Genomic DNA, 20,845 nt, shown 5'->3' with positions numbered 1-20,845 from the left:
TGCTTGAATGCTCAACGCCGGAGGGGCTGATTTTCAGCCTCTCCGGCGTTTGAGGAGCGGGGTCTGGGGCGGAGCCCCAGAAGGATGGGACGGGTAGGGGCGGCGGGGGCGAAAAACCGAGCCCTACAGGCCGTACCGCTCCCGCGCCTCCTTGACCGCCGTCGCCTTCACTTCCCCACGCCGCGCCAACTGCGCCAGCGCCGCGACCACGATCGACTCCGCGTCGACACCGAAGTACCGCCGAGCCGCATCCCGCGTGTCCGACAGCCCGAACCCGTCCGCACCCAGCGAGGACCAGTCCTGCTCGACCCACTGCGCGATCTGGTCGGGAACCTGGCGCATGTAGTCGGAGACCGCGAGCACCGGCCCCTCGGCACCCTGCAGCGCCTGCCGGACGTACGGAACCCGCTCCTCGCCCCGCAACAACGCCGCATCCGCGTCCAACGCGTCCCGCCGCAGCTCGGTCCAGGACGTGGCCGACCACACGTCGGCCGCCACACCCCACTCCTCCGCGAGCAACTTCTGCGCCTTCAACGTCCAGTGGATCGCCGTACCGGAACCGAGCAGCTGGATCCGCGCCGCGTTGGCAGCCGGCGAAAGTCCCGCCGATTCCGCCGTGTTGAAGCGGTACAGGCCCTTGACGATGCCCTCGTCGATGCCGAGGCCGGCCGGCTTGGCGGGCTGGGGGATCGGCTCGTTGTAGACGGTGAGGTAGTAGAAGACGTTCGGGTCCTCACCCGGGGCCGCCTCGCCGTACATCCGGCGGAGGCCGTCCTTCACGATCGCCGCGACCTCGTACGCGAACGCGGGGTCGTACGACAGCGCCGCCGGGTTCGTCGCCGCGATCACGGGGGAGTGACCGTCCGCGTGCTGCAACCCCTCGCCCGTGAGGGTCGTACGGCCCGCCGTCGCGCCGACGAGGAAGCCGCGGCCGAGCTGGTCGCCGAGCTGCCACATCTGGTCGGCCGTGCGCTGCCAGCCGAACATCGAGTAGAAGATGTAGAAGGGGATCATCGCTTCGCCGTGCGTCGCGTACGACGTCGACGCGGCGATGAAGTCCGCCATCGAACCGGCCTCGGTGATCCCCTCGTTGAGGATCTGGCCGTTCTTGGCTTCCTTGTAGTACATGAGCTGGTCGCGGTCGACGGGCTCGTACGTCTGGCCCTTGGGGGAGTAGATCCCGAGGGAGGGGAACAGGCTCTCCATGCCGAAGGTGCGCGCCTCGTCGGGGACGATCGGCACCCAGCGCTTGCCCGTCTCCTTGTCGCGGACCAGGTCCTTGACCAGGCGGACGAAGGCCATCGTCGTCGCCACGTTCTGCGTGCCGGAACCCTTGTCGAAAGACGCGAACGCCTTCTCCGAGGCGGAGGGCAGCGGAGCGATCGCGTGCGTACGGCGGGCCGGGGCCGGGCCGCCGAGGGCCGCGCGGCGCTCCTGGAGGTAACGGACCTCGGGGGAGTCGGCGCCGGGGTGGCCGTAGGGCACGACCCCGTCGATGAAGTCGCTGTCCTTGATGGGGAGTTCGAGCAGGTCACGCATCTGCTTGAACTCGTCCGTCGACAGCTTCTTCATCTGGTGGTTGGCGTTCTTCGACGCGAAGCCCTCGCCGAGCGTGTGGCCCTTGACCGTCTGCGCGAGGATGACCGTCGGGCCGCCCTTGTGCTCCACGGCCGCCTTGTACGCGGCGTAGACCTTGTTCGCCTCGTGACCGCCGCGCGAGAGATGGAAACACTCAAGGATCTTGTCGTCGCTCAGCAGCTTCGCCAGCTCGACGAGCGCCGGGTCCTTGCCGAAGAAGTCCTCGCGGATGTAGGCGGCGCCACGCGTCTGGTACGTCTGCACCTGGGCGTCCGGTACCTCGCGCAGGCGTCGTACGAGCGCGCCCGTGGTGTCGAGCTGGAACAGCTCGTCCCAGGCGTTGCCCCACAGCGACTTGATGACGTTCCAGCCGGCGCCGCGGAACTGGGCCTCCAGCTCCTGCACGATCTTGAAGTTCGCGCGGACCGGGCCGTCGAGGCGCTGGAGGTTGCAGTTGATGACGAAGGTCAGGTTGTCCAGACCCTCGCGGGAAGCGAGTGCGAGGGCCGCGGTCGACTCCGGCTCGTCCATCTCGCCGTCGCCGAGGAAGGCCCAGACGTGCGACTCGGAGACGTCCTTGATGCCGCGCGCGGTGAGGTAGCGGTTGAAGCGCGCCTGGTAGATCGCCGACAGCGGGCCGAGGCCCATCGACACCGTCGGGAACTCCCACAGCCAGGGCAGGCGACGGGGGTGCGGGTACGACGGGAGGCCGTTGCCGCCCGCCTCCTGGCGGAAGTTGTCGAGGTGCTGCTCGGTGAGGCGGCCGTCGAGGAAGGCGCGGGCGTAGATGCCGGGGGAGGCGTGGCCCTGGATGTACAGCTGGTCGCCGGAGCCGTCCGCTTCCTTGCCCTTGAAGAAGTGGTTGAAGCCGGTCTCGTACAGCCAGGCCGCGGACGCGAAGGTCGCGATGTGGCCGCCGACGCCGTGTTTCGCGCCACGGGTCACCATCGCCGCCGCGTTCCAGCGGTTCCACGCGGTGATCCGGCGCTCCAGCGCCTCGTCGCCGGGCGCGGACGGCTCGGCGGCGGTCGGGATGGTGTTGACGTAGTCCGTCTCAAGCAGCTTGGGCAGCGCGACGCCGTTGCCCTCCGCGCGCTCCAGCGTGCGGCGCATCAGGTACGCGGCACGGTGCGGGCCGGCAGCCTTCGCGACGGCGTCCAGGGAGGCCTGCCATTCGGCGGTCTCCTCGGGGTCGCGGTCCGGGAGCTGGTCGAGCTCGCTCGGCTGGATGGCGTAGGGGTCGGTCATAACGCCGCCTTCCTCAGTCGAAGGGGGGTTCCCTCATCGGCAAGGGGATTTCGGGGGTGCCCTTGGTCTTTGGCAGGACAGGGCGGCGGGCCCTTGTGCTGTGACACGGTGCGGCTTCCGCCGCGTGGCCCGTCGGTGACTGTAACTCCCTGATCGATGATCGATCAAAGGTTCCCGGGCAAAATATCTTGATTACGAGAAAGTCGGCACGGGGTGCCTTTTGCCGGGGCACCGGGTGCCGTGTTTTGGGCTGTTTCTGGGGGAGTTTTCGCAGGTGAGCGTGGATGCGCTCGGCTGCGTCACGGGCGCGGGGCGCAGCCCAGCACATGCGCCTTCACCAGCTCCGCGATCCGCGGATCCCGGCGCCGGAACGCGGCCACCAACTCCTCGTGCTCCTCCGCGTACGACTGCTGGACCGTCCCGAGCCAGCGGATCGACAGGGCGGTGAACACCTCGATGCCGAGGCCCTCCCAGGTGTGCAGCAGCACGGAGTTGCCGGCGGCGCGGACCAGCTCGCGGTGGAAGCCGACGGTGTGGCGGACCTGGCCGGTCCCGTCGGCGTCGCGGTCGGCCTCGTAGAGCGCGGCGACATGGGGTTCGAGCGCCGAGCAGTCCGCGGCGAGCCGCTCGGCCGCAAGCTCCGCCGCGATCGCCTCCAGACCGGCCCGCACCGGGTAGCTCTCCTCCAGGTCGGCCGCGGTCAGGTTCCGGACCCGTACGCCCTTGTTCGGCGCGGACTCGATCAGCCGCAGCGACTCCAGCTCGCGCAACGCCTCCCGCACCGGCGTCTGACTGACCTCAAGCTCCGTCGCGATCCGCCGCTCCACGATCCGCTCGCCCGGCTTCCAGCGACCGCTCACGATCCCCTCCACGATGTGCTCGCGGATCTGTTCGCGCAGCGAGTGGACGACGGGCGCGGTCATGAGAGCTCCTTAAGGGCGTTTGACGTTTAGACAATAAGGCCGCACACCCGCTCGGGAGGGGCGCACGGGGGCGCTTTCATGCAGGTGAGACGAGACTTACACGCTGGTGGGGCGGCTGGCGCGGGTGCCCTGCGGGGCGTCGGGGGCGCGATGAACTGGGGAGTTCGAGCGGAGCCCGGGGTCCCGGGCTGCTGGCGGTGGGGTGACCGGTTGTCGACCGGCGCTCACTCCGGCGTGCGGGCATGGCGGACGCCGCGCGGCTACGGATCATGGCCGGCACCCGGCCCCGGCGGCGCCCGCGTCTTCGTGAGACGGGTCGCTCCCAGGGGTTCGGCCAAGTCGGCTGCGGCTTCCGCGTCGCCGGTTCGGACAGGCGGGAGAGCGGCGCCGTCGACACGCGCTCGGTACCACGCCCGGCGGCGACGCCAGGGCTTGGTACCGGCGCTCGACGGGATCGTACGTCGGGGTGCTCGACCGCATGTCCCGGGTACGCACGCCGGCGCCGCGGCCCCGGCCCCTCTGCCGGCCACGTGGGCGCCGTCCGGGGCCGGGGCCCGGCATGTGGAACACCGGGCTCATTCCTCGCAGGCGTCGCCCCGAGGGCCGGGGAACGCGCCTCACAGGACTGCCTGAACGCGATGTACGACCTGCTGCCCGCGTAGGAAACACACGGTGCCCCCGCCCGGAAAGCTCCGGGACGGGGGCACCGTACGAACAACAAACCAGCTGGCGGCTGACTACAGGCCGAGCTCGACCTCGAACTCGCCCGCCTCCAGGATCGCCTTGACCGCCGTCAGGTAGCGGGCGGCGTCCGCGCCGTCCACCAGGCGGTGGTCGTAGGAGAGGGTCAGGTACGTCATGTCGCGGACGCCGATGACCGTGCCCTCCTCGGTCTCGATGACCGCCGGGCGCTTGACCGTGGCACCGATGCCGAGAATCGCGACCTGGTTCGGGGGCACGATGATCGTGTCGAACAGGGCGCCGCGCGAACCGGTGTTGGAGATGGTGAAGGTCGCGCCGGACAGCTCGTCCGGGGTGATCTTGTTCGCCCGGACCTTGCCCGCGAGCTCGGCGGTGGCCTTGGCGATACCGGCGATGTTCAGGTCGCCCGCGTGCTTGATGACCGGAGTCATCAGGCCCTTCTCGGAGTCCACCGCGATACCGACGCTCTCGGTGTCGAAGTAGGTGATCGTGCCCTCTTCGACGTTGATCCGGGCGTTGATGGCCGGGTGGGCCTTCAGCGCCTGGGCCGCCGCCTTCACGAAGAACGGCATCGGGGAGAGCTTGACGCCCTCGCGGGCGGCGAAGGAGTCCTTCGCCTGGCCCCGCAGCCGCATCAGGCGCGTGACGTCTACCTCGACGACCGAGGACAGCTGCGCCTGCTCGTGCAGCGCCTTGACCATGTTGTCGCCGATGACCTTGCGGATGCGGGGCATCTTGACGGTCTGGCCGCGGAGCGGGGAGGCCTCCAGGACGGGGGCCTTCTTGGCGGTGGCGGCCGGCGCGGCGGCTGCGGCCGGAGCCGGGGCTGCCGCAGCGGCCTTCGCTGCCTCGGCGGCGGCGATGACGTCCTGCTTGCGGATACGGCCGCCGACGCCGGTGCCCTTGACGGTGGACAGGTCCACGCCGTTCTCGGACGCGAGCTTGCGCACCAGCGGGGTGACGTAGGCGCCGTCGTCCGTGGCCTGCGCGGCGGCGGGAGCCGGAGCGGCCGGGGCCACCGGAGCCGGAGCCGCGACCGGCGCGGGGGCCGGGGCGGCGGGGGCGACCGGAGCCGGAGCGGCGGCGACCGGAGCGGGCGCCGGAGCCGGGGCGGGCGGAGCGGCCGGAGCCGCGGGGGCCGGAGCCGGTGCGGCAGCCGCCGGAGCGGGCGCCGGGGCGGCGGGGGCCGGGGCGGCCGCCGGAGCGGCACCCGGGGCGCCGACGACGGCGAGCCTGGCGCCGACCTCGGCGGTCTCGTCCTCGCCGACCAGGATCTCCAGCAGGACGCCGGCGACCGGGGAGGGGATCTCGGTGTCGACCTTGTCGGTCGAGACCTCCAGGAGGGGCTCGTCCTCGGCGACCTCTTCGCCGACCGCCTTCAGCCAGCGGGTGACGGTGCCCTCGGTGACCGACTCGCCGAGCGCGGGCAGGACGACGTCCGTGCCCTCGGCGGAACCGGCACCGGCGGTGGCCTCGGCGGTGGGAGCGGGGGCCGGGGCCGCCTGCTCGGTGGACGGGGCCACGGCCTGCGGGGCCGGCTCGGGAGCCGCCTCGGGCTCGGGCTCGGCGGCCGGGGCCGGAGAGGCGGCGGGAGCGCCGGTACCGTCGTCGATCACGGCCAGCTCGGCGCCGACCTCGACGGTCTCGTCCTCGGCCACCTTGATGGAGGCCAGCACACCGGCGACCGGCGAGGGGATCTCGGTGTCGACCTTGTCGGTCGACACTTCGAGCAGCGGCTCGTCGGCCTCTACTCGCTCGCCCTCGGCCTTCAGCCAGCGGGTGACAGTGCCCTCGGTGACGCTTTCACCGAGCGCCGGAAGGGTTACGGAAACCGCCATGGTTTCGGTTGCTCCTTACGAATTGCGGAAGTCTGTGTCGTCGTCCGACCGAGGGGGTCAGTCGTGGGAGTGGAGAGGCTTGCCGGCCAGCGCCAGGTGGGCCTCGCCGAGCGCCTCGTTCTGCGTCGGGTGGGCGTGGATCAGCTGGGCGACCTCGGCGGGCAGCGCCTCCCAGTTGTAGATCAGCTGGGCTTCGCCGACCTGCTCGCCCATGCGGTCGCCGACCATGTGGACGCCGACCACGGCACCGTCCTTCACCTGGACGAGCTTGATCTCGCCCGAGGTGCCCAGGATCTTGCTCTTGCCGTTGCCCGCGAGGTTGTACTTCAGAGCGACGACCTTGTCCGCGCCGTAGATCTCCTTGGCCTTGGCCTCGGTGATGCCCACGGAGGCGACCTCGGGGTGGCAGTACGTCACCCGGGGGACACCGTCGTAGTCGATCGGAACGGTCTTCAGACCGGCCAGACGCTCCGCCACCAGGATGCCCTCGGCGAAGCCGACGTGCGCGAGCTGGAGTGTCGGGACGAGGTCACCGACGGCGGAGATGGTCGGCACGTTCGTCCGCATGTACTCGTCGACCAGGACGTAGCCGCGGTCCATGGCGACGCCCTGCTCCTCGTAGCCGAGACCGGCGGAGACGGGCCCGCGGCCGACGGCGACGAGCAGGACCTCGGCCTCGAACTCCTTGCCGTCGGCGAGGGTGACCTTGACACCGTTCGCGGTGTACTCGGCCTTCGAGAAGAAGGTGCCCAGGTTGAACTTGATGCCGCGCTTGCGGAACGCGCGCTCAAGAAGCTTGGAGGAGTTCTCGTCCTCAAGAGGAGCGAGGTGCTTGAGGCCCTCGATGATCGTCACGTCGGCGCCGAAGGACTTCCACGCGGAGGCGAACTCCACGCCGATGACACCGCCGCCCAGGATGATCGCGGACTGCGGGACGCGGTCCAGGACGAGGGCGTGGTCCGAGGAGATGATCCGATTGCCGTCGATCTCCAGGCCCGGCAGCGACTTCGGCACGGAGCCGGTCGCCAGCAGGACGTGGCGGCCCTGGACGCGCTGGCCGTTGACGTCGACGGAGGTGGGGGAGGAGAGCCGCCCCTCACCCTCGATGTAGTGCACCTTGCGGGATGCGATCAGACCCTGGAGTCCCTTGTACAGGCCCGAGACCACGCCGTCCTTGTACTTGTGGACGGCCGGTACGTCGATGCCCTCGAAGGTGGCCTTGACGCCGAACTGCTCGCTCTCGCGGGCCTGGTCGGCGATCTCGCCCGCGTGGAGCAGGGCCTTGGTGGGGATGCATCCTCGGTGCAGGCAGGTGCCGCCGACCTTGTCCTTCTCGATCAGGGCGACGTCCAGACCCAGCTGGGCCCCGCGCAGGGCCGCGGCGTACCCGCCACTACCACCGCCGAGGATCACTAGGTCGAAAACGGTGCTGGCGTCGTTCGCCACGTCACGTCCTCCATGCATGTGCGCCACGCCGGTCAGCGGTGACCGGTCGGCGGCTGGTGTCCGGCCGCTCTTTCTTCGGCCCTGTGGTGGGGGCCCTGTCCTGCCGAGCCCATCTTCGCACCTGTCGGGGCCCAACGAGACGCCGGGCCCGGGTGTGAGACACCACACGCTCACATGAGAGACGGTTCCGCGATGACACACCTAAGGGGCGACACCTTAGGGGCGCGGGGAACTGCGCGACCGGCCACAGGCCGTCCCGCAGCCGCCCACGCACCTAAGGCATCGAGCTATGAGGCGCAGAACGTCAGCCCAGATCCCCGGCAGCAGTCAGCTCCGCAAGCCGCACCAACGTCCGCACCGCAGACCCCGTACCGCCCTTGGGCGTGTAACCGAACGGCCCGCCCTCGTTGAACGCAGGCCCAGCGATGTCCACGTGCGCCCAGGTGATCCCCTCACCCACGAACTCCCGCAGGAACAGCCCGGCGACGAGCCCCCCACCCATCCGCTCACCCATGTTCGCGATGTCGGCGGTGGGAGAGTCCATCCCCTTGCGCAGGTGCTCAGGCAACGGCATCGGCCACGACGGCTCGCCGACTTCCTCGGCGGCGTCCACGATCGCCGCCCGGAACGCGTCGTCGTTCGCCATGACACCGAACGTCCGGCTCCCCAGAGCCAGAACCATCGCCCCGGTCAGCGTCGCCACGTCCACGATCGCGTCCGGCTTCTCCGCGGACGCGGCCCACAGCGCGTCCGCGAGGACAAGCCGCCCCTCCGCGTCCGTGTTGAGGACCTCGACGGTCTTGCCGCTGTACATCCGCAGCACGTCACCGGGCCGGGTCGCGGAGCCGGACGGCATGTTCTCGGCGAGCGCGAGCCAGCCGGTGACGTTGACCGCGAGGCCCAGACGTGCGGCGGCGACGACGGCGGCGAACACCGCGGCCGCACCGCTCATGTCGCACTTCATCGTCTCGTTGTGCCCGGCCGGCTTGAGCGAGATGCCGCCCGAGTCGTACGTGATGCCCTTGCCGACGAACGCGAGGTGCTTGGTCGCGTCGGCGTGCGTGTACGAAAGCTTCACCAGGCGCGGACCGGCCGCGGAACCGGCGCCGACGCCGAGGATGCCGCCGTAGCCGCCCTTCTCCAGGGCCTTCTCGTCGAGCACCTCGACCTTGATGCCGTGCTCCTTCGCCGCGGTCTGCGCGACGGCGGCGAAGGCCTCCGGGTCGAGGTCGTTCGGCGGGGTGTTGATCAGGTCGCGGGCGCGGTTGAGCTCCTCGGTGACCGCCAGAGCACGCTCTACGGCCGCCTTGTACTCCTTGTCGCGCGGCTTGCCGCCGAGCAGGGCGACCTCGCCGAGCGGGGCCTTGCCCTTGGCGTCCTTGCCGTTGCCCTTGTACGCGTCGAAGGAGTACGCGCCGAGCAGCGCGCCCTCGGCGATCGCGCCGGCGTCGGCGGCGTCGGTGAGGGGGAGCGCGAAGGCGGCCTTCTTGGCGCCGGTGAGCGCGCGGGCGGCGACGCCGGCGGCCCGGCGCAGCGCCTCGGCGCCGTACTCCTCGCCCTCCTCGGGCTCCGCGCCGAGTCCCACCGCGAGCACGAGCGGGGTCTTGAAGCCGGCCGGTGCGGGCAGCTTCGTGATCTCGCCCTCGGCACCGGAGGCGCCCAGGGTCTCCAGGACGCCGGCGAGCCTGCCGTCGTACGCCTTGTCCACGGCGTCGGCGCCCGGTGCGACGACCGGGCCCTTGCCGCCCTTGCCGACACCGATCACGATCGCGTCGGCCCGCAGGCCGGGCGCCGCGGCGGTGCTGAGAGTGAGAGCAGTCACAGTGGTGAATTCTCGCTTCCGATGTGAAGTTCCTGTGGTCGATCGGGGTGGGTCGACCGGGCCCGACAGCCGACCCTATTTCCGACCTGCGGCGGTGGTGGGCATAGGGGGCTGGTGGAGCGCCCAGGACGAGCGTACGCGCGTGGGTGTGACGGGTCGTTCCCGGCGGGGGGTTCACCGGTTCCCGCGAGGGGTTCGCCTATCGGAAGCGGAGTGGCCACTTCTCGATCCTCACCCTGGATGTCCTGCGCCACACTCGTGAGGTTCATGTGGGCGACATGCTCATCGATTTGCATGATTTCCACGGATCCTCCGCGAGACGACCACAGGGGGATCGCTTGGGGGAGGGACGGCATGGCACAGAGAACGCACAGGTGGAGAACCGGGGCCGCGGTACTGGCGGCCGCGGGACTGCTGGTGCTGGGCCTGGAGGCACCAGGCGCGTCGGCCGCCGGCGAGCCGCGCGTCGATCTCAAGGTACTGGTGGTGGACAACGGGGACAGTCCCGTCGAGGCCGTCGCCGCCCAGCTGAAGAGCGAGGGCATTCCGTACACGACTGTGAACCTGAACGACTCGGGCCGCCCCACGATCGACGCGGCCTTCCTCAGTGACACGGTCGACGGCGCGCCCCGCGCGAAGTACCAGGGCGTCGTGCTGCCCAACGAGGCGCCGTTCGGCACGAGTTCGGCGGAACAGACCGCGCTGGACGCCTACGAGACGACGTACGGCATCCCGCAGGTCGACGCTTACACGTGGGCGCACCCGGAGGTCGGTCTCGACTACGCGGCCTACTCCGGGGCACTCGACGGGCATGAGGCAGATGTCACCGCCGACGGCAAGGCGGACTATTTCGGCTATCTTGACGGGCCGCTCACGTTCGAGGACAACTCCTCGTCCGTGCAGGAGAGTTACGGCTTCGTGGCCACGCCTCGGACCGGTTTCACGAGCTACGTCGACACCGCCGTACCGGGCGGTACCGGGCGCGGCAGCCTGGTCGGCGAGTACGCCCACGACGGGCGCCGTGAACTGGTGCTGACCTTCGCGTACAACCAATACCAGGAACAGTTCCGGGTGTTGGCGCGCGGCATCGTCGAATGGCTGACTCAGGGCGTACACCTGGGCCAGGCGCGCAACTATTTCTCCGTGCATGTCGATGACGTCTTCGCGCCCGACGACCGCTGGGACACCGAGCTCAACTGCACGCCCGGCGACTACGACTGTGCCTCGGGCGAGGGCTCGACGGCCTCGCCGATCCGGATGACCGCGGCCGACGCGGTGTACGCGGCCCAGTGGGAGCAGGACCACGGCTTCACTCTCGACATGGCCTTCAACGCGGGCCTGGGCGAGGACTGGAAGAGCGAGAACGGCGGCACGGACGCCCTCACCGACCAACTCCTCGCCGACAAGGCCGACTTCCGCTGGATCAACCACACGTACACCCACGAATTCCTCGGCTGCGTCCAGGACTTGACGACCGTGCCCTGGAGCTGCGCGAAGAACGCGGACGGCTCGACGCAGTACATGAGCCAGGCCGACATCTCCGCGGAGATCGCCGACAACTACGACTGGGCGCTGGCGAACGGCCTTCCGGTCGAGCGGGACGAGCTGGTCACCGGTGAGCACTCGGGCCTCAAGACGCTGCCGCAGCAGCCCGACGACAACCCGAACCTGGCCGGCGCCCTCGCCGCCAACGGCATCAAGTGGACGGGCTCCGACCATTCCCGCGAGAGCGACCAGCGGGCCGTCGGCGACACGCTCACCGTGCCCCGCTACCCGATGAACGTGTACTACAACGCGGGCACCAAGGCCGAGATGGCCGACGAGTACAACTGGATCTACACCTCCACGGCCGACGGCGGCAGCGGCACCTGCGAGAACAACCCCGACTCGACCTGCCTGTCAGCCCCGTTGGACACCGCCACCGGCTACGACGACTACATCGTCCCGCAGGAGGCGGCCACCGACCTCGGCCACGCCATCAGCAACGACCCGCTCCCGCACTACGCGCACCAGTCCAACCTGGCCGAGGACCGCGTCCTCTACCCGGTGCTGGACAAGGTGCTCGCCGGCTACCAGGCGCTGTTCGCCGACAACACCCCGCTGGAGAACCTGCGGGAGAGCGCGATCGGCACCGAACTCCAGAACCGCGCCGCCTGGCAGACCGCCCTCACGAACGGCGATGTCGAGGCGTACCGGATCGGCACCACCGTCACTGTCAACGCCCCCACAGGGATCCAGATCCCGTTGACCGCACCGGAAGGGACCACCAAGCAACTGCCCCTCGGCACCACCGCGTTCGGGACGCCGTACGCGGGAGAGCGCTCGGCCTGGACCGCGCCGGAGCTTACGCAGACCGCTCTCACGCTGAACCTGCCCGCCTGACCCCACGACACGCAGCGCAGCCAGGCATCACGCGTACCCCGGCCCCCCACAGACCGGCCGGGGTACGCCCCAGAGCCGTCAACAGTTCCGCAGGGGGGAACTCGCATGATGCGTACAGGCCGTCATGTCACCATGCTCACCGAAGGCACCTATCCGCACGTCCACGGCGGGGTCAGCACCTGGTGCGACCAGCTCGTCAAGGGCATGCCCGAGGTCGACTTCCACATCCTGTCGCTCACCGGCAGCGGTCGCGAACCCGTGACCTGGGAGCTGCCGTCCAACGCCTACCGGCACACCTCCGTGCCGACCTGGGGCCCGCGCCCCGGCCGCCGCAACCACGGCCTGTACGGTGCCGCCCGCCGCCGCTTCGTCGACTCCTACGAGCGGTTCCTGCTCTCCTTCCTCGACCCCGAGGCGCACTGCGACTTCGGTGAGAGCCTCTACGATCTCGCCCAACTCGCCCGCCAAGGACGCCTGTCGGCGGCCCTGCGCACCGAGACGGCGCTGCGCTCGCTGATGTGGATCTGGACGATGCCGCACCTGGCAACGGCCGCCGCCCGCCCCACAGTTCACGACGCGCTCACCGCGACGGACCTGCTGGAGCACGCACTTCGCCCGCTCGGCGTCCGCATCCCCGAGGACTGTGTCGCCCACGCCGTCAGCAGCGGCCTGGCGACCCTGCCCGCACTCGCGGCCAAGAAGCTCGACGGAGTGCCCTTCCTCCTCACCGAGCACGGCATCTACCTGCGCGAGCGCTACCTCGGCTACCGCCGCGACGGCCAGCGCTGGCCCGTGAAGGCCTTCATGTTCGGCTTCTACCGCGAGCTGAACTCCCACGGGTACAAGGCCGCCGACCTGATCACCCCGTGCAACCAGTACAACCGCCGCTGGGAGGAGCGCGGCGGCGCCGAAGCCGACAAGATCCGCACGGTCTACAACGGTGTCGACCCGGCCGCCTTCCCGCACGCGGGCCCCGAACCGGAGATACCCACCCTCTCCTGGTGCGGCCGCGTGGACCCCATCAAGGACCTCGAAACACTTCTACGCGCGTATGCCGCCGTCCGCGCCGAAATGCCCGAAACCAGGCTGCGCCTCTTCGGCCCCGTCCCGGCCGGCGGCGAGGCCTACCGCACCAGACTCGAAAAGCTCGCCGCCGAGTTGGGCGTCACCGACGGCGTCACCTTCGAGGGCCGCATCAGCGAGGTCTGGCGCGCGTACGCGGCAGGCCACGTCGTCATGCTGTCCTCGATCTCCGAAGGCTTCCCCTTCTCCATCATCGAGGCCATGTCCTGCGGCCGTACGACCGTCTCGACCGACGTCGGCGGAGTCAGCGAGGCCGTCGGCGACACCGGCCTCGTCGTCCCGCCGCGCGAGCCGGAGAAGATGGCCGCCGCCGCTCTCACCCTCCTTCGCGACGACGAACGCCGCCTGAAATTGGGCGAGTTGTCCCGCCAGAGGGTTATCGAGCGCTTCACGTTGCGTCGATCCGTGGACAATTTCCGGACTATTTACCAGGAGCTCGCGGGCCGCCCCGAGGTGTACGAGCCCACCGTCGAGACCGTCGCCGACTGGACCGCCGAACTGCGCGATCCGTGGTACAAGGCGGTCGCCACGGACGGAACGGACTGGTGACAGGTTCCATCTGGCTCCCGCCCGGCGCGAGTTCGGAAACCCTCCCCGGTGTCCCCAAGCAACGCCCCTCGCCGAGCTGGGCCGAGCCCGACCCGATCGACGAACTCGCCGAACGCCTCGACGAGTTCGTCGCCGCGGCCGTGCACCCCGACGAGATCGCCGCCCTCCTGGAGTCCGACGGCATGTCGGACGACCAGATACGCGAGCGCTACGGCGTCAAGAACTCCTTCGCTCTGGCGGAGGAGTTGTGCGAACGCGTACCCCGCCGCTTCCCCGAACCCGAAGGCCCCGTCCACGACCCCTGGCAAGTAGGCCTCCTGGGCTGCCTGTTGAGAGGAGTCGTCTTCGCCCTTCCCGGCTTCGGCTACGTCCTCGGGGCCCCGTTGCTCGCGGGCCACCCCGAATCCTTCGGCCTCCCGGCCGGCACCCTCCCCCTCCTCTCCGGCGCCCTGGTCGGCTGGACCTGGAACCAGGGCGTGTCCCACCGGGCGTACTCCTGGCTCGGCCTGGGCGACAAGCCGGCGGCTCGCCACAGCCTCCTCGTCGGCGCCCCTTTGGGTGCCCTCCTGGGTGCCGCGGTAGCGCTGGCGGTCGCGGGCGTGGCCCACCCGGCGGCTGTGGCCTTCGCAGCAGGCCAGTCCTGCTACCTCGGCGCAGCCACAGTCCTGCTGGTCATGGGCCGCGAACGGGCCTTGCTGGCAACGCTGTTGCCGATGGCGGCGGGCGCGGTGGTGGCCATGGCCCACGAGATCCCGGACGAAGCAAGACTGACCTTGTTGCTGGGCTCCCTACTGGCGGTAGTGATACTGGCTCTACTGGAAGTAAGCCCTGAGGGCCTTGCCCTTAAGGGGCGCGGGGCTGTATTTAATTTGCGGCTACCGCCGCGTGGGCGCGACCAGCCACAACGCACCCGCAGCCAAAAATCAACAATGTCCCCCCGACTGACAGCATCCCTACCGTTCGCTTTGTTCGGCCTAAGCAGCGGTGCCTTGGTCCTCTACGCCGCCCTAGGAGACATCCTCGCCGGCAAAACACACAGCGCGGCCGCAGCCCCAGCCGCAGTAGCCCTAACCTTGAGCATGGGCCCAGCCGAGTGGCTCCTGTACCGCTTCCGCAGCGGCAGCCTCACCGGCCTACGCAACACCCGCACCCCAAAAGCCTTCTGGCGCACAACAGGCCAAACCCTCACCCTGTGCCTGACCGCCTACCTGGCAGCCCTCTCCGCCCTGACCCTCCTGGCCACCGCCCTCTGGCCCAACACCCCGAGCCTCAACGGAGTAAGCCTCACCGCCCTGCTCCTCCTCGGCATGGTCCTGTGGACAGGCCTGCTCCTACAGTCCTTCGGCGCGGTCCTCGCCGCGGCAGCGACCTGCAGCGCGGCAGCCGTAGCCCAAACCCTGGCACTCCTCACCCACACAGCCGGCCCACACTGGATAGCCCTTGATGTGTACGGCACGGCGGCGGCGGTCCAAGCGGCCCTGGTCTGCGCCCTGTTGGGCAGGGTAACGGCACACCGATGAGCCAACTCCTGGTCCCGTACTACGAACACCCGACCGTCCGCCCCGCAGAGTGGGCCGCGATCGTGGCGGCAGCCCCCCGCCTCTACGCCGTGGTCCTCAACCCGGCCAGCGGCCCCGGCGAAGCCCCGGACCCGGCCTTCGCCGAGGTGGCGGCCCAACTCCGGGCGGCGGAGGTACGGTTGCTCGGCTACACGGACACGGACTACGGCCGCCGCCCCTACACAGACGTAGTAGAAGACCTGACCCACTACCACGACTGGTACGACACGGACGGCGCCTTCCTGGACCAAGTGGCAGCAGACCAGCGGGAGTTCAGGCACTACCAGCGCATCGCCACGGCCGCCTGGGGCACAGGCTGCGCCACACTCGTCCTGAACCACGGCACGACCCCGCACCCGTCGTACGCCCGCATAGCCGACGTCCTGGTGACCTTCGAGGGCCCCTGGACGACGTACCGCCGACTACCGCCCCAACCCTGGCGAGGCACAACGGGAATCCGCTTCGGCCACCTCGTCTACGGCGTCCCACCCGACGCCGACTTCGAAGCGGAGGCCCGAGCCCGAGGGGCCTCGGTGCACTGCGCGGTACCGGGCGTGGGAGATCATCCGTGGGGTACTTTGCCCCACACCCTGGAGCCCGTTCAGTGAGACGCCCCACCCTGCCGCTAGCCCTGCTCCTCCTGCTCCTCGCGGGCTGCACCACCACCTCCAACGACAAGCCGACCCCCACGCAGACCACCGGGAAGCGCTGGCAGCCCCGCCCGGGCGTGGCCTGGCAGTGGCAACTGAGCGGCCGCCTGGACACCTCCGTCAATGTCCCGGTCTACGACATCGACGGCTTCGACCACTCCAAGGCGACGGTGACCGCGCTGCACGACAAGGGCCGCAAGGTCATCTGCTACATCTCGACCGGCGCCTGGGAGGACTTCCGCCCCGACGCCAAGAAGTTCCCCAAGTCGGTCCTGGGCAAGGGCAACGGCTGGAAGGGCGAACGCTGGCTGGACATCCGCAACACGGACGTCCTCGAACCCTTGATGGCGGCCCGCCTGGACATGTGCCGCGAGAAGGGCTTCGACGCGGTGGAACCCGACAACATGGACGGCTACCAGAACGACACCGGCTTCCCCCTCAAGGCAGCCGACCAACTCCGCTACAACCGCCTCATCGCGAAACTCGCCCACGACCGAGGCATGGCAGTAGGCCTGAAGAACGACCTGGACCAAATCCCCGCCCTGGTAACCGACTTCGACTTCGCGGTCAACGAACAGTGCGCCCAGTACGACGAGTGCGACACCCTGACCCCCTTCATCAAGGCGAACAAGGCCGTCTTCCACGTCGAGTACGACCTCCCGACAGCCCGCTTCTGCGCCGACTCCCGCCGCTTGAAGCTGAGTTCACTGGAGAAGAAGTACGAGTTGGGCGCGTGGCGCAGGTCTTGTTGAACACGAGTGCCGGGTCCTGTCGAACATGGCTGAAGGCAGCCAACTCAGGGGCGCGGGACTGTATCTGATGTGCGGCTACCGCCGCGTGGGCGCGACCAGCCCCCACGCACCCGCACTCACCCACCCAGCGAAAGCACCACGAACACAGCCGTAGCCGCACTCTCCGCAAGCCCCCCGAACACGTCCCCGGTAACCCCACCAAACCGCCGCCGACAGTGCCGCAGAAGAATCTCAGCGACGACCAACGCCACGACGAACGCCCGCGCGACCCCGTACACCCCAAGAGCCAAGCCGCACACCTCCCCCACGGCAACGAAACCCACCGCCACCCCCAGCGCCCCCGCAACCGGAACCACCCCCGCAACCGCCGCCCCCAACCCCTCCGGCCGAGCCGCAGGCACCCCCACCCGCGCGGCCAACGTCAACGCAAGCCGAGCCGCGACCCCCGAAACAACGGCCCCGACCGCACCCCGCCCCCAAGAGTCGCCGTAGAGCTGAGCCAGCGCGGCCACCTGAGCCAGCAGCACGAAGACAAGAGCGAGCACCCCGAACGGTCCGATGTCCGACTGCTTCATGACCCGCAGCGCATCCTCCGCAGGCTTCCCACTCCCCAGCCCATCCGCGGTATCCGCAAGCCCGTCCAGATGCAGCCCCCGAGTAAGAACGGCGGGCACGGCAACACTGGCAACGGCGGCAAGCAACGGCCCCGCCCCCAGAAACAGAAACAGCAGCCCAAGCCCGGCAGCACAGCCTCCGACGACCACCCCCACGACCGGCGCCGCCAGCATCCCGGCGCGCGCGGCATCACGATCCCAGCGGGTCACCCTGACCGGGAGAACAGTCAGCGTGCCGAACGCGAAGCGGAGGCCGTCGAAGGGCGGGGTCTTGGACACCGGCGCAGATTACCCGGCGATCGAGAGGGCGCCTGAGCAGGCCGTGGCTAAAGTGCACATATGGGACATTGGCTGCACCGCAACATCGTCGAGCCGGGCAAACTCCCGCTGCTCCTCGCGCTGACCGCCTTCGTCCTGACCTTCCTCATCACCCGGGTCATCACCCGCCTGATCCGCGCCGGCAAGGGCCCCTTCGGCAACATCAAGGCCGGCGACGTACACATCCACCACGTCGTCCCGGGCGTGGTCCTCACCGTGATCGGCGGCTTCGGCGCGGTGGCCAGCACGCGCTACGGCGTCGGATCGGCGGTGTTCGCGATCGTCTTCGGCATGGGCGCGGGCCTGGTCCTGGACGAGTTCGCGCTGATCCTCTACCTCGACGACGTGTACTGGACCGAGGCGGGCCGCAAGAGCGTCGAGGCGGTGGTGCTCACGGCGGCCCTGGTCGGCTTCGTCCTCGCCGGCTTCTCACCCTTCGGTGTCAACGACCTCACAGCCGCCGAACTCCACGACCGCGCCGGCGTGATCGTGAGCGTCGCGGTCAACTTCCTCTTCTCCCTCATCGCCCTGAGCAAGGGCAAGGCCCGCACGGCGGTCTTCGGCGTCCTGGTCCCGCTGGTCGCCCTCGTCGGCGCGATCCGCCTGGCCCGCCCGGGTTCCCCCTGGGCCAGGCGCTTCTACCGCAAGCGCCGCCACCGGGCCCGAGCCCGTTCCACCCTCCGCGCCTACCACCACGACCGCCGCTGGGCGGGGCCCCGGCGAGCGGTCCAGGACTGGATCGGGGGGAAACCGGATCCGGAGCCGGTGCGGATTCCCGGTCGGCGGTGAGCACACTCCGCCCCGCCCCGCCTACCTGACCCGCAGCCTGCGGTGCCGTAGCGCCGACACCAGACACAGCAACCCCACCGCGATGATCGCCGCCAGATGCTCCTTGCCCGCGAGGTTGCCCTTCAGCATCACCTCGATCGCCATCGCCGCGGTGACCGCGAGAGCGGTGACGTACGCGCCGTAGCGCCACGCGACGAAGACCGCGAGGCCGACCACGGCGGCAGAGGGACCCGTGTCCACGACCAGCCGGTCCGAACTGGGCAGTCCGAACGGGTTGTCGAAGCCGAGCCAGATGCCGAGCCGCGCGTACAAGGTCCCGGCGAGCGTCGCGGCGTAGGCGATGACCAGGGTGCGCCAGCGGCCGAGGCAGATCTCCGCGATGCCGAACACGAAGAGGATCTGGGCCAGGGCGCCCCACACGGGGAGGTCCAGCGCCGGGACGAAGAGGGAGAGCGGGGTGCGGAGGAGGGCCAGCCACAAGGGGTCCACGGCCCGTACCGCGCCCGTGTCCTGCACGAACTGGTAGCCCCACGACTGGTTCTGCGCGAACTGCAGCAACGCGGTCAGCAGCACCGCCCCGATCGTCATCGGGATCGCCCGCCAGTGCCGCTTCAGCAGCGGCTCGCGCACGGTGACGTAGAGCAGTCCCCATTCGGCGCGGGCCCAGCGGGCGAGGCGGTTCATCTGTGCGTCTCCAGGTGCTTGCGGTGCAGCCACTTCGGCAGTCCCGGCGCCTCCAGGAAACCTTCCGCGCGCGCCGCCGCGAGGCCGATGCGCAGCAGGTCCGCGCTCTTCTCGAAGAGCAGGAACCGGGGTTCCCAGATGGGCCGGTACTTGGCGTTGGCGCGGTACAGCGACTCGATCTGCCACCAGCGCGAGAAGAAGCTGAGGAGTGACCTCCACAGCCGCAGCACCGGCCCGGCACCGATCCGCGCCCCACGTTCGAAGACCGAGCGGAACATGGCGAAGTTGAGTGAGACCTGGGTGATGCCGATCTCCTGGGCGCGGCGCAGGAGTTCGATCACCATGAACTCCATGAGCCCGTTGTCGGAGTCGCGGTCCCGGCGCATCAGGTCGAGCGACAGCCCGTGCGGGCCCCACGGCACGAAGGACAGCACCGCCCTCAACTCGCCCTCCCCGTCGGTGCATTCGAGCATCACGCACTGCCCGTCGTCCGGGTCCCCGAGCCGCCCGAGCGCCATGCTGAACCCGCGCTCGGTGGCCCCGTCCCGCCAGTCGTCCGCCCGCTTCAGCAGATACGCCATCTCCTCGGCGGGAATGTCCTCGTGGCGGCGGATGCGTACGGTGTAACCGGCGCGCTTCACCCGGTTGTAGGCCTGCCGTACGGTCCGCATGGCGCGCCCTTCGAGCGTGAACTCAGCCACCTCGACGAGGGCTTCGTCCCCGAGTTCGAGGGCGTCGAGGCCGTGCCGCGCGTAGACGGTGCCCGCCTCCTCGCTCGCGCCCATGACGGCCGGAATCCACCCGTGAACGCGGGCTTCCGCCAGCCAGGGCTCGATCGCGCCGGGCCACGCCTCCGGGTCGCCGATCGGGTCGCCGGAGGCCAGCGACACCCCGCCCACGACCCGGTACGCGACGGCCGCCTTGCCCGTCGGCGACCACACCACGCTCTTCTCCCGGCGCAGCGCGAAGTACCCGAGCGAGTCCCGCTCGCCCTGCCGCTCCAGGAGCGCCCGCAGCTTCTTCTCGTCGTCCTCGGTGAGCGGGTCGACGGCGCGCCGGGAGCGGAACGCGGCGTAGAACACGGCGAGGACCAGGACCGTGCTGAGCACGTTGATGACGACGTTGACCCAGTTCGGGGTCCAGATGCCGGGGAAGCGATTCTCCGGGGCGGCGATGGACACCAGCCGGAACGCGCCGTAGCGCCAGCGCTCCACGAAGGTCGAACGGGGCGCGTCGTGCGCCTGGTTGGTGACCGTCACCAGCAGCGCGGCGAGCAGTGAGGCGGCCAGGGTGCCGCCGACGGCGACGACGGCGGCGAGCCGCGGGTTGGACCGGTCGCCCTTCGCGTAGAACTCCCGCCGCCCCACGAGAAGTGCGCCGACGAAGGCCGCGGTCAGCACCAGGGAGATCCAGTTCTGCGGGTACTGGCGGATCTCCTGGAACGACATGGCGAACCCGAACAGCGCCAGGAACAGCCCGCTGACCACCAGGTTCAGGATCCACGCGGCGCGTTTGCGGCGCCGCATGGTGATGGCGAGGAACGCCGTGAACACCCCGGACGCGAAGCCTGCCGTCAGCAGATACGGCGTGAAGAAGTTCTCCTGGTTGTGCCGTCGTACGTCCTGCCCCAGCGAAACCCACGCCGCGCTGAGGAAGTTGATGAACGCGACGGCCCGCAGATACCAGACGGCGAAGGCCGCGGACCGCCGCGAGGCGCCTGAGCTATGACGTTCCTGAACGGGCCCGACCCGGACATCTCCCATGAAGGAGGATCATATGGGCGTTGTTGCGGCGAACGGTTCTTATCCGCCGCCGCAACGATCACGCCCCGGTCACTCCTCGGACTTCTCGCCCCTGGCCGACCGACTTGTCGACCCCGGCCGGCTCCCGTACATCGACCGGCTGCCG

Annotated in this window: 14 protein-coding genes; 6 read left to right on the top strand and 8 right to left on the bottom strand. The window is 69.8% G+C overall.

Annotated features, from left to right (window positions below):
- Positions 1-123 precede the first annotated feature (123 nt).
- The 5 genes from aceE to ACGFY9_RS09880 all read right to left on the bottom strand — a co-directional run bounded on the left by aceE (position 124) and on the right by ACGFY9_RS09880 (position 9,557).
- Positions 124-2,826, bottom strand: coding sequence for a pyruvate dehydrogenase (acetyl-transferring), homodimeric type (gene aceE / locus ACGFY9_RS09900; protein ID WP_393753215.1), 2,703 nt, complete (start codon positions 2,824-2,826; stop codon positions 124-126).
- Between the two features lie 299 nt (positions 2,827-3,125).
- Complete coding sequence (locus ACGFY9_RS09895) at positions 3,126-3,749, bottom strand: GntR family transcriptional regulator (protein WP_329248148.1); 624 nt, start codon at positions 3,747-3,749, stop codon at positions 3,126-3,128.
- 737 nt (positions 3,750-4,486) lie between these two features.
- Positions 4,487-6,289, bottom strand: a complete 1,803-nt coding sequence (gene sucB, locus ACGFY9_RS09890; RefSeq protein ID WP_393753214.1) for a 2-oxoglutarate dehydrogenase, E2 component, dihydrolipoamide succinyltransferase — start codon at positions 6,287-6,289, stop codon at positions 4,487-4,489.
- Between the two features lie 57 nt (positions 6,290-6,346).
- A complete protein-coding gene (gene lpdA, locus ACGFY9_RS09885) occupies positions 6,347-7,735 on the bottom strand; it encodes a dihydrolipoyl dehydrogenase (protein ID WP_393753213.1) in 1,389 nt (462 codons plus the stop codon).
- A 304-nt stretch (positions 7,736-8,039) separates the two neighbouring features.
- Positions 8,040-9,557: a leucyl aminopeptidase gene (locus ACGFY9_RS09880; RefSeq protein WP_393753212.1), complete on the bottom strand. Its 1,518-nt coding sequence runs from the start codon at positions 9,555-9,557 to the stop codon at positions 8,040-8,042.
- A 354-nt stretch (positions 9,558-9,911) separates the two neighbouring features.
- On the opposite strand from ACGFY9_RS09880, the gene ACGFY9_RS09875 reads away from it, so the two are divergent.
- The 5 genes from ACGFY9_RS09875 (at position 9,912) to ACGFY9_RS09855 (ending at position 16,532) form a co-directional block, all read left to right on the top strand.
- Positions 9,912-11,939: a hypothetical protein gene (locus tag ACGFY9_RS09875; protein WP_393753211.1), complete on the top strand. Its 2,028-nt coding sequence runs from the start codon at positions 9,912-9,914 to the stop codon at positions 11,937-11,939.
- A 105-nt stretch (positions 11,940-12,044) separates the two neighbouring features.
- On the top strand, positions 12,045-13,571 hold the full coding sequence (gene pelF, locus ACGFY9_RS09870; RefSeq protein ID WP_393753210.1) for a GT4 family glycosyltransferase PelF: 1,527 nt from the start codon (positions 12,045-12,047) through the stop codon (positions 13,569-13,571).
- On the top strand, positions 13,568-15,091 hold the full coding sequence (locus ACGFY9_RS09865) for a hypothetical protein (protein ID WP_393753209.1): 1,524 nt from the start codon (positions 13,568-13,570) through the stop codon (positions 15,089-15,091). Before pelF ends, ACGFY9_RS09865 begins: the two co-directional genes overlap by 4 nt.
- Entirely contained in the window at positions 15,088-15,738 is a 651-nt protein-coding gene (locus tag ACGFY9_RS09860) for a spherulation-specific family 4 protein (RefSeq protein ID WP_393753208.1), read from the top strand. Before ACGFY9_RS09865 ends, ACGFY9_RS09860 begins: the two co-directional genes overlap by 4 nt.
- Positions 15,735-16,532 (top strand): endo alpha-1,4 polygalactosaminidase, encoded by a 798-nt coding sequence (locus ACGFY9_RS09855; protein ID WP_393753207.1) that lies wholly within the window; start codon positions 15,735-15,737, stop codon positions 16,530-16,532. Before ACGFY9_RS09860 ends, ACGFY9_RS09855 begins: the two co-directional genes overlap by 4 nt.
- 116 nt (positions 16,533-16,648) lie before the next feature.
- On the opposite strand, the gene ACGFY9_RS09850 is transcribed toward ACGFY9_RS09855, so the two are convergent.
- Positions 16,649-17,425 carry an adenosylcobinamide-GDP ribazoletransferase gene (locus tag ACGFY9_RS09850; RefSeq protein WP_393753206.1) on the bottom strand — a complete coding sequence of 259 codons (777 nt, stop codon included), beginning with the start codon at positions 17,423-17,425 and terminating at the stop codon, positions 16,649-16,651.
- A gap of 60 nt (positions 17,426-17,485) precedes the next feature.
- On the opposite strand from ACGFY9_RS09850, the gene ACGFY9_RS09845 reads away from it, so the two are divergent.
- Entirely contained in the window at positions 17,486-18,253 is a 768-nt protein-coding gene (locus ACGFY9_RS09845) for a hypothetical protein (RefSeq protein ID WP_393753205.1), read from the top strand.
- A 21-nt stretch (positions 18,254-18,274) separates the two neighbouring features.
- On the opposite strand, the gene ACGFY9_RS09840 is transcribed toward ACGFY9_RS09845, so the two are convergent.
- Entirely contained in the window at positions 18,275-18,937 is a 663-nt protein-coding gene (locus tag ACGFY9_RS09840) for a hypothetical protein (RefSeq protein ID WP_393753204.1), read from the bottom strand.
- Positions 18,934-20,700 (bottom strand): phosphatidylglycerol lysyltransferase domain-containing protein, encoded by a 1,767-nt coding sequence (locus tag ACGFY9_RS09835; RefSeq protein WP_393753203.1) that lies wholly within the window; start codon positions 20,698-20,700, stop codon positions 18,934-18,936. Before ACGFY9_RS09835 ends, ACGFY9_RS09840 begins: the two co-directional genes overlap by 4 nt.
- Positions 20,701-20,845: the final 145 nt, after the last annotated feature.

Source organism: Streptomyces sp. NPDC048504, from assembly GCF_043200035.1.
In the GTDB taxonomy this organism is placed as follows: Bacteria; Actinomycetota; Actinomycetes; order Streptomycetales; family Streptomycetaceae; genus Streptomyces.
Note: the sequence above shows the minus strand (reverse complement) of the source record. Positions and strands in the feature narration are given on the sequence as shown.

Coding starts and splice junctions, on each gene's coding strand:
- aceE (WP_393753215.1), bottom strand. CDS start 2,826: ATGACCGACCCCTACGCCATCCAGCCGAGCGAGCTCGACCAGCTCCCG.
- ACGFY9_RS09895 (WP_329248148.1), bottom strand. CDS start 3,749: ATGACCGCGCCCGTCGTCCACTCGCTGCGCGAACAGATCCGCGAGCAC.
- sucB (WP_393753214.1), bottom strand. CDS start 6,289: ATGGCGGTTTCCGTAACCCTTCCGGCGCTCGGTGAAAGCGTCACCGAG.
- ACGFY9_RS09875 (WP_393753211.1), top strand. CDS start 9,912: ATGGCACAGAGAACGCACAGGTGGAGAACCGGGGCCGCGGTACTGGCG.
- pelF (WP_393753210.1), top strand. CDS start 12,045: ATGATGCGTACAGGCCGTCATGTCACCATGCTCACCGAAGGCACCTAT.
- ACGFY9_RS09860 (WP_393753208.1), top strand. CDS start 15,088: ATGAGCCAACTCCTGGTCCCGTACTACGAACACCCGACCGTCCGCCCC.
- ACGFY9_RS09845 (WP_393753205.1), top strand. CDS start 17,486: ATGGGACATTGGCTGCACCGCAACATCGTCGAGCCGGGCAAACTCCCG.
- ACGFY9_RS09840 (WP_393753204.1), bottom strand. CDS start 18,937: ATGAACCGCCTCGCCCGCTGGGCCCGCGCCGAATGGGGACTGCTCTAC.
- ACGFY9_RS09835 (WP_393753203.1), bottom strand. CDS start 20,700: ATGGGAGATGTCCGGGTCGGGCCCGTTCAGGAACGTCATAGCTCAGGC.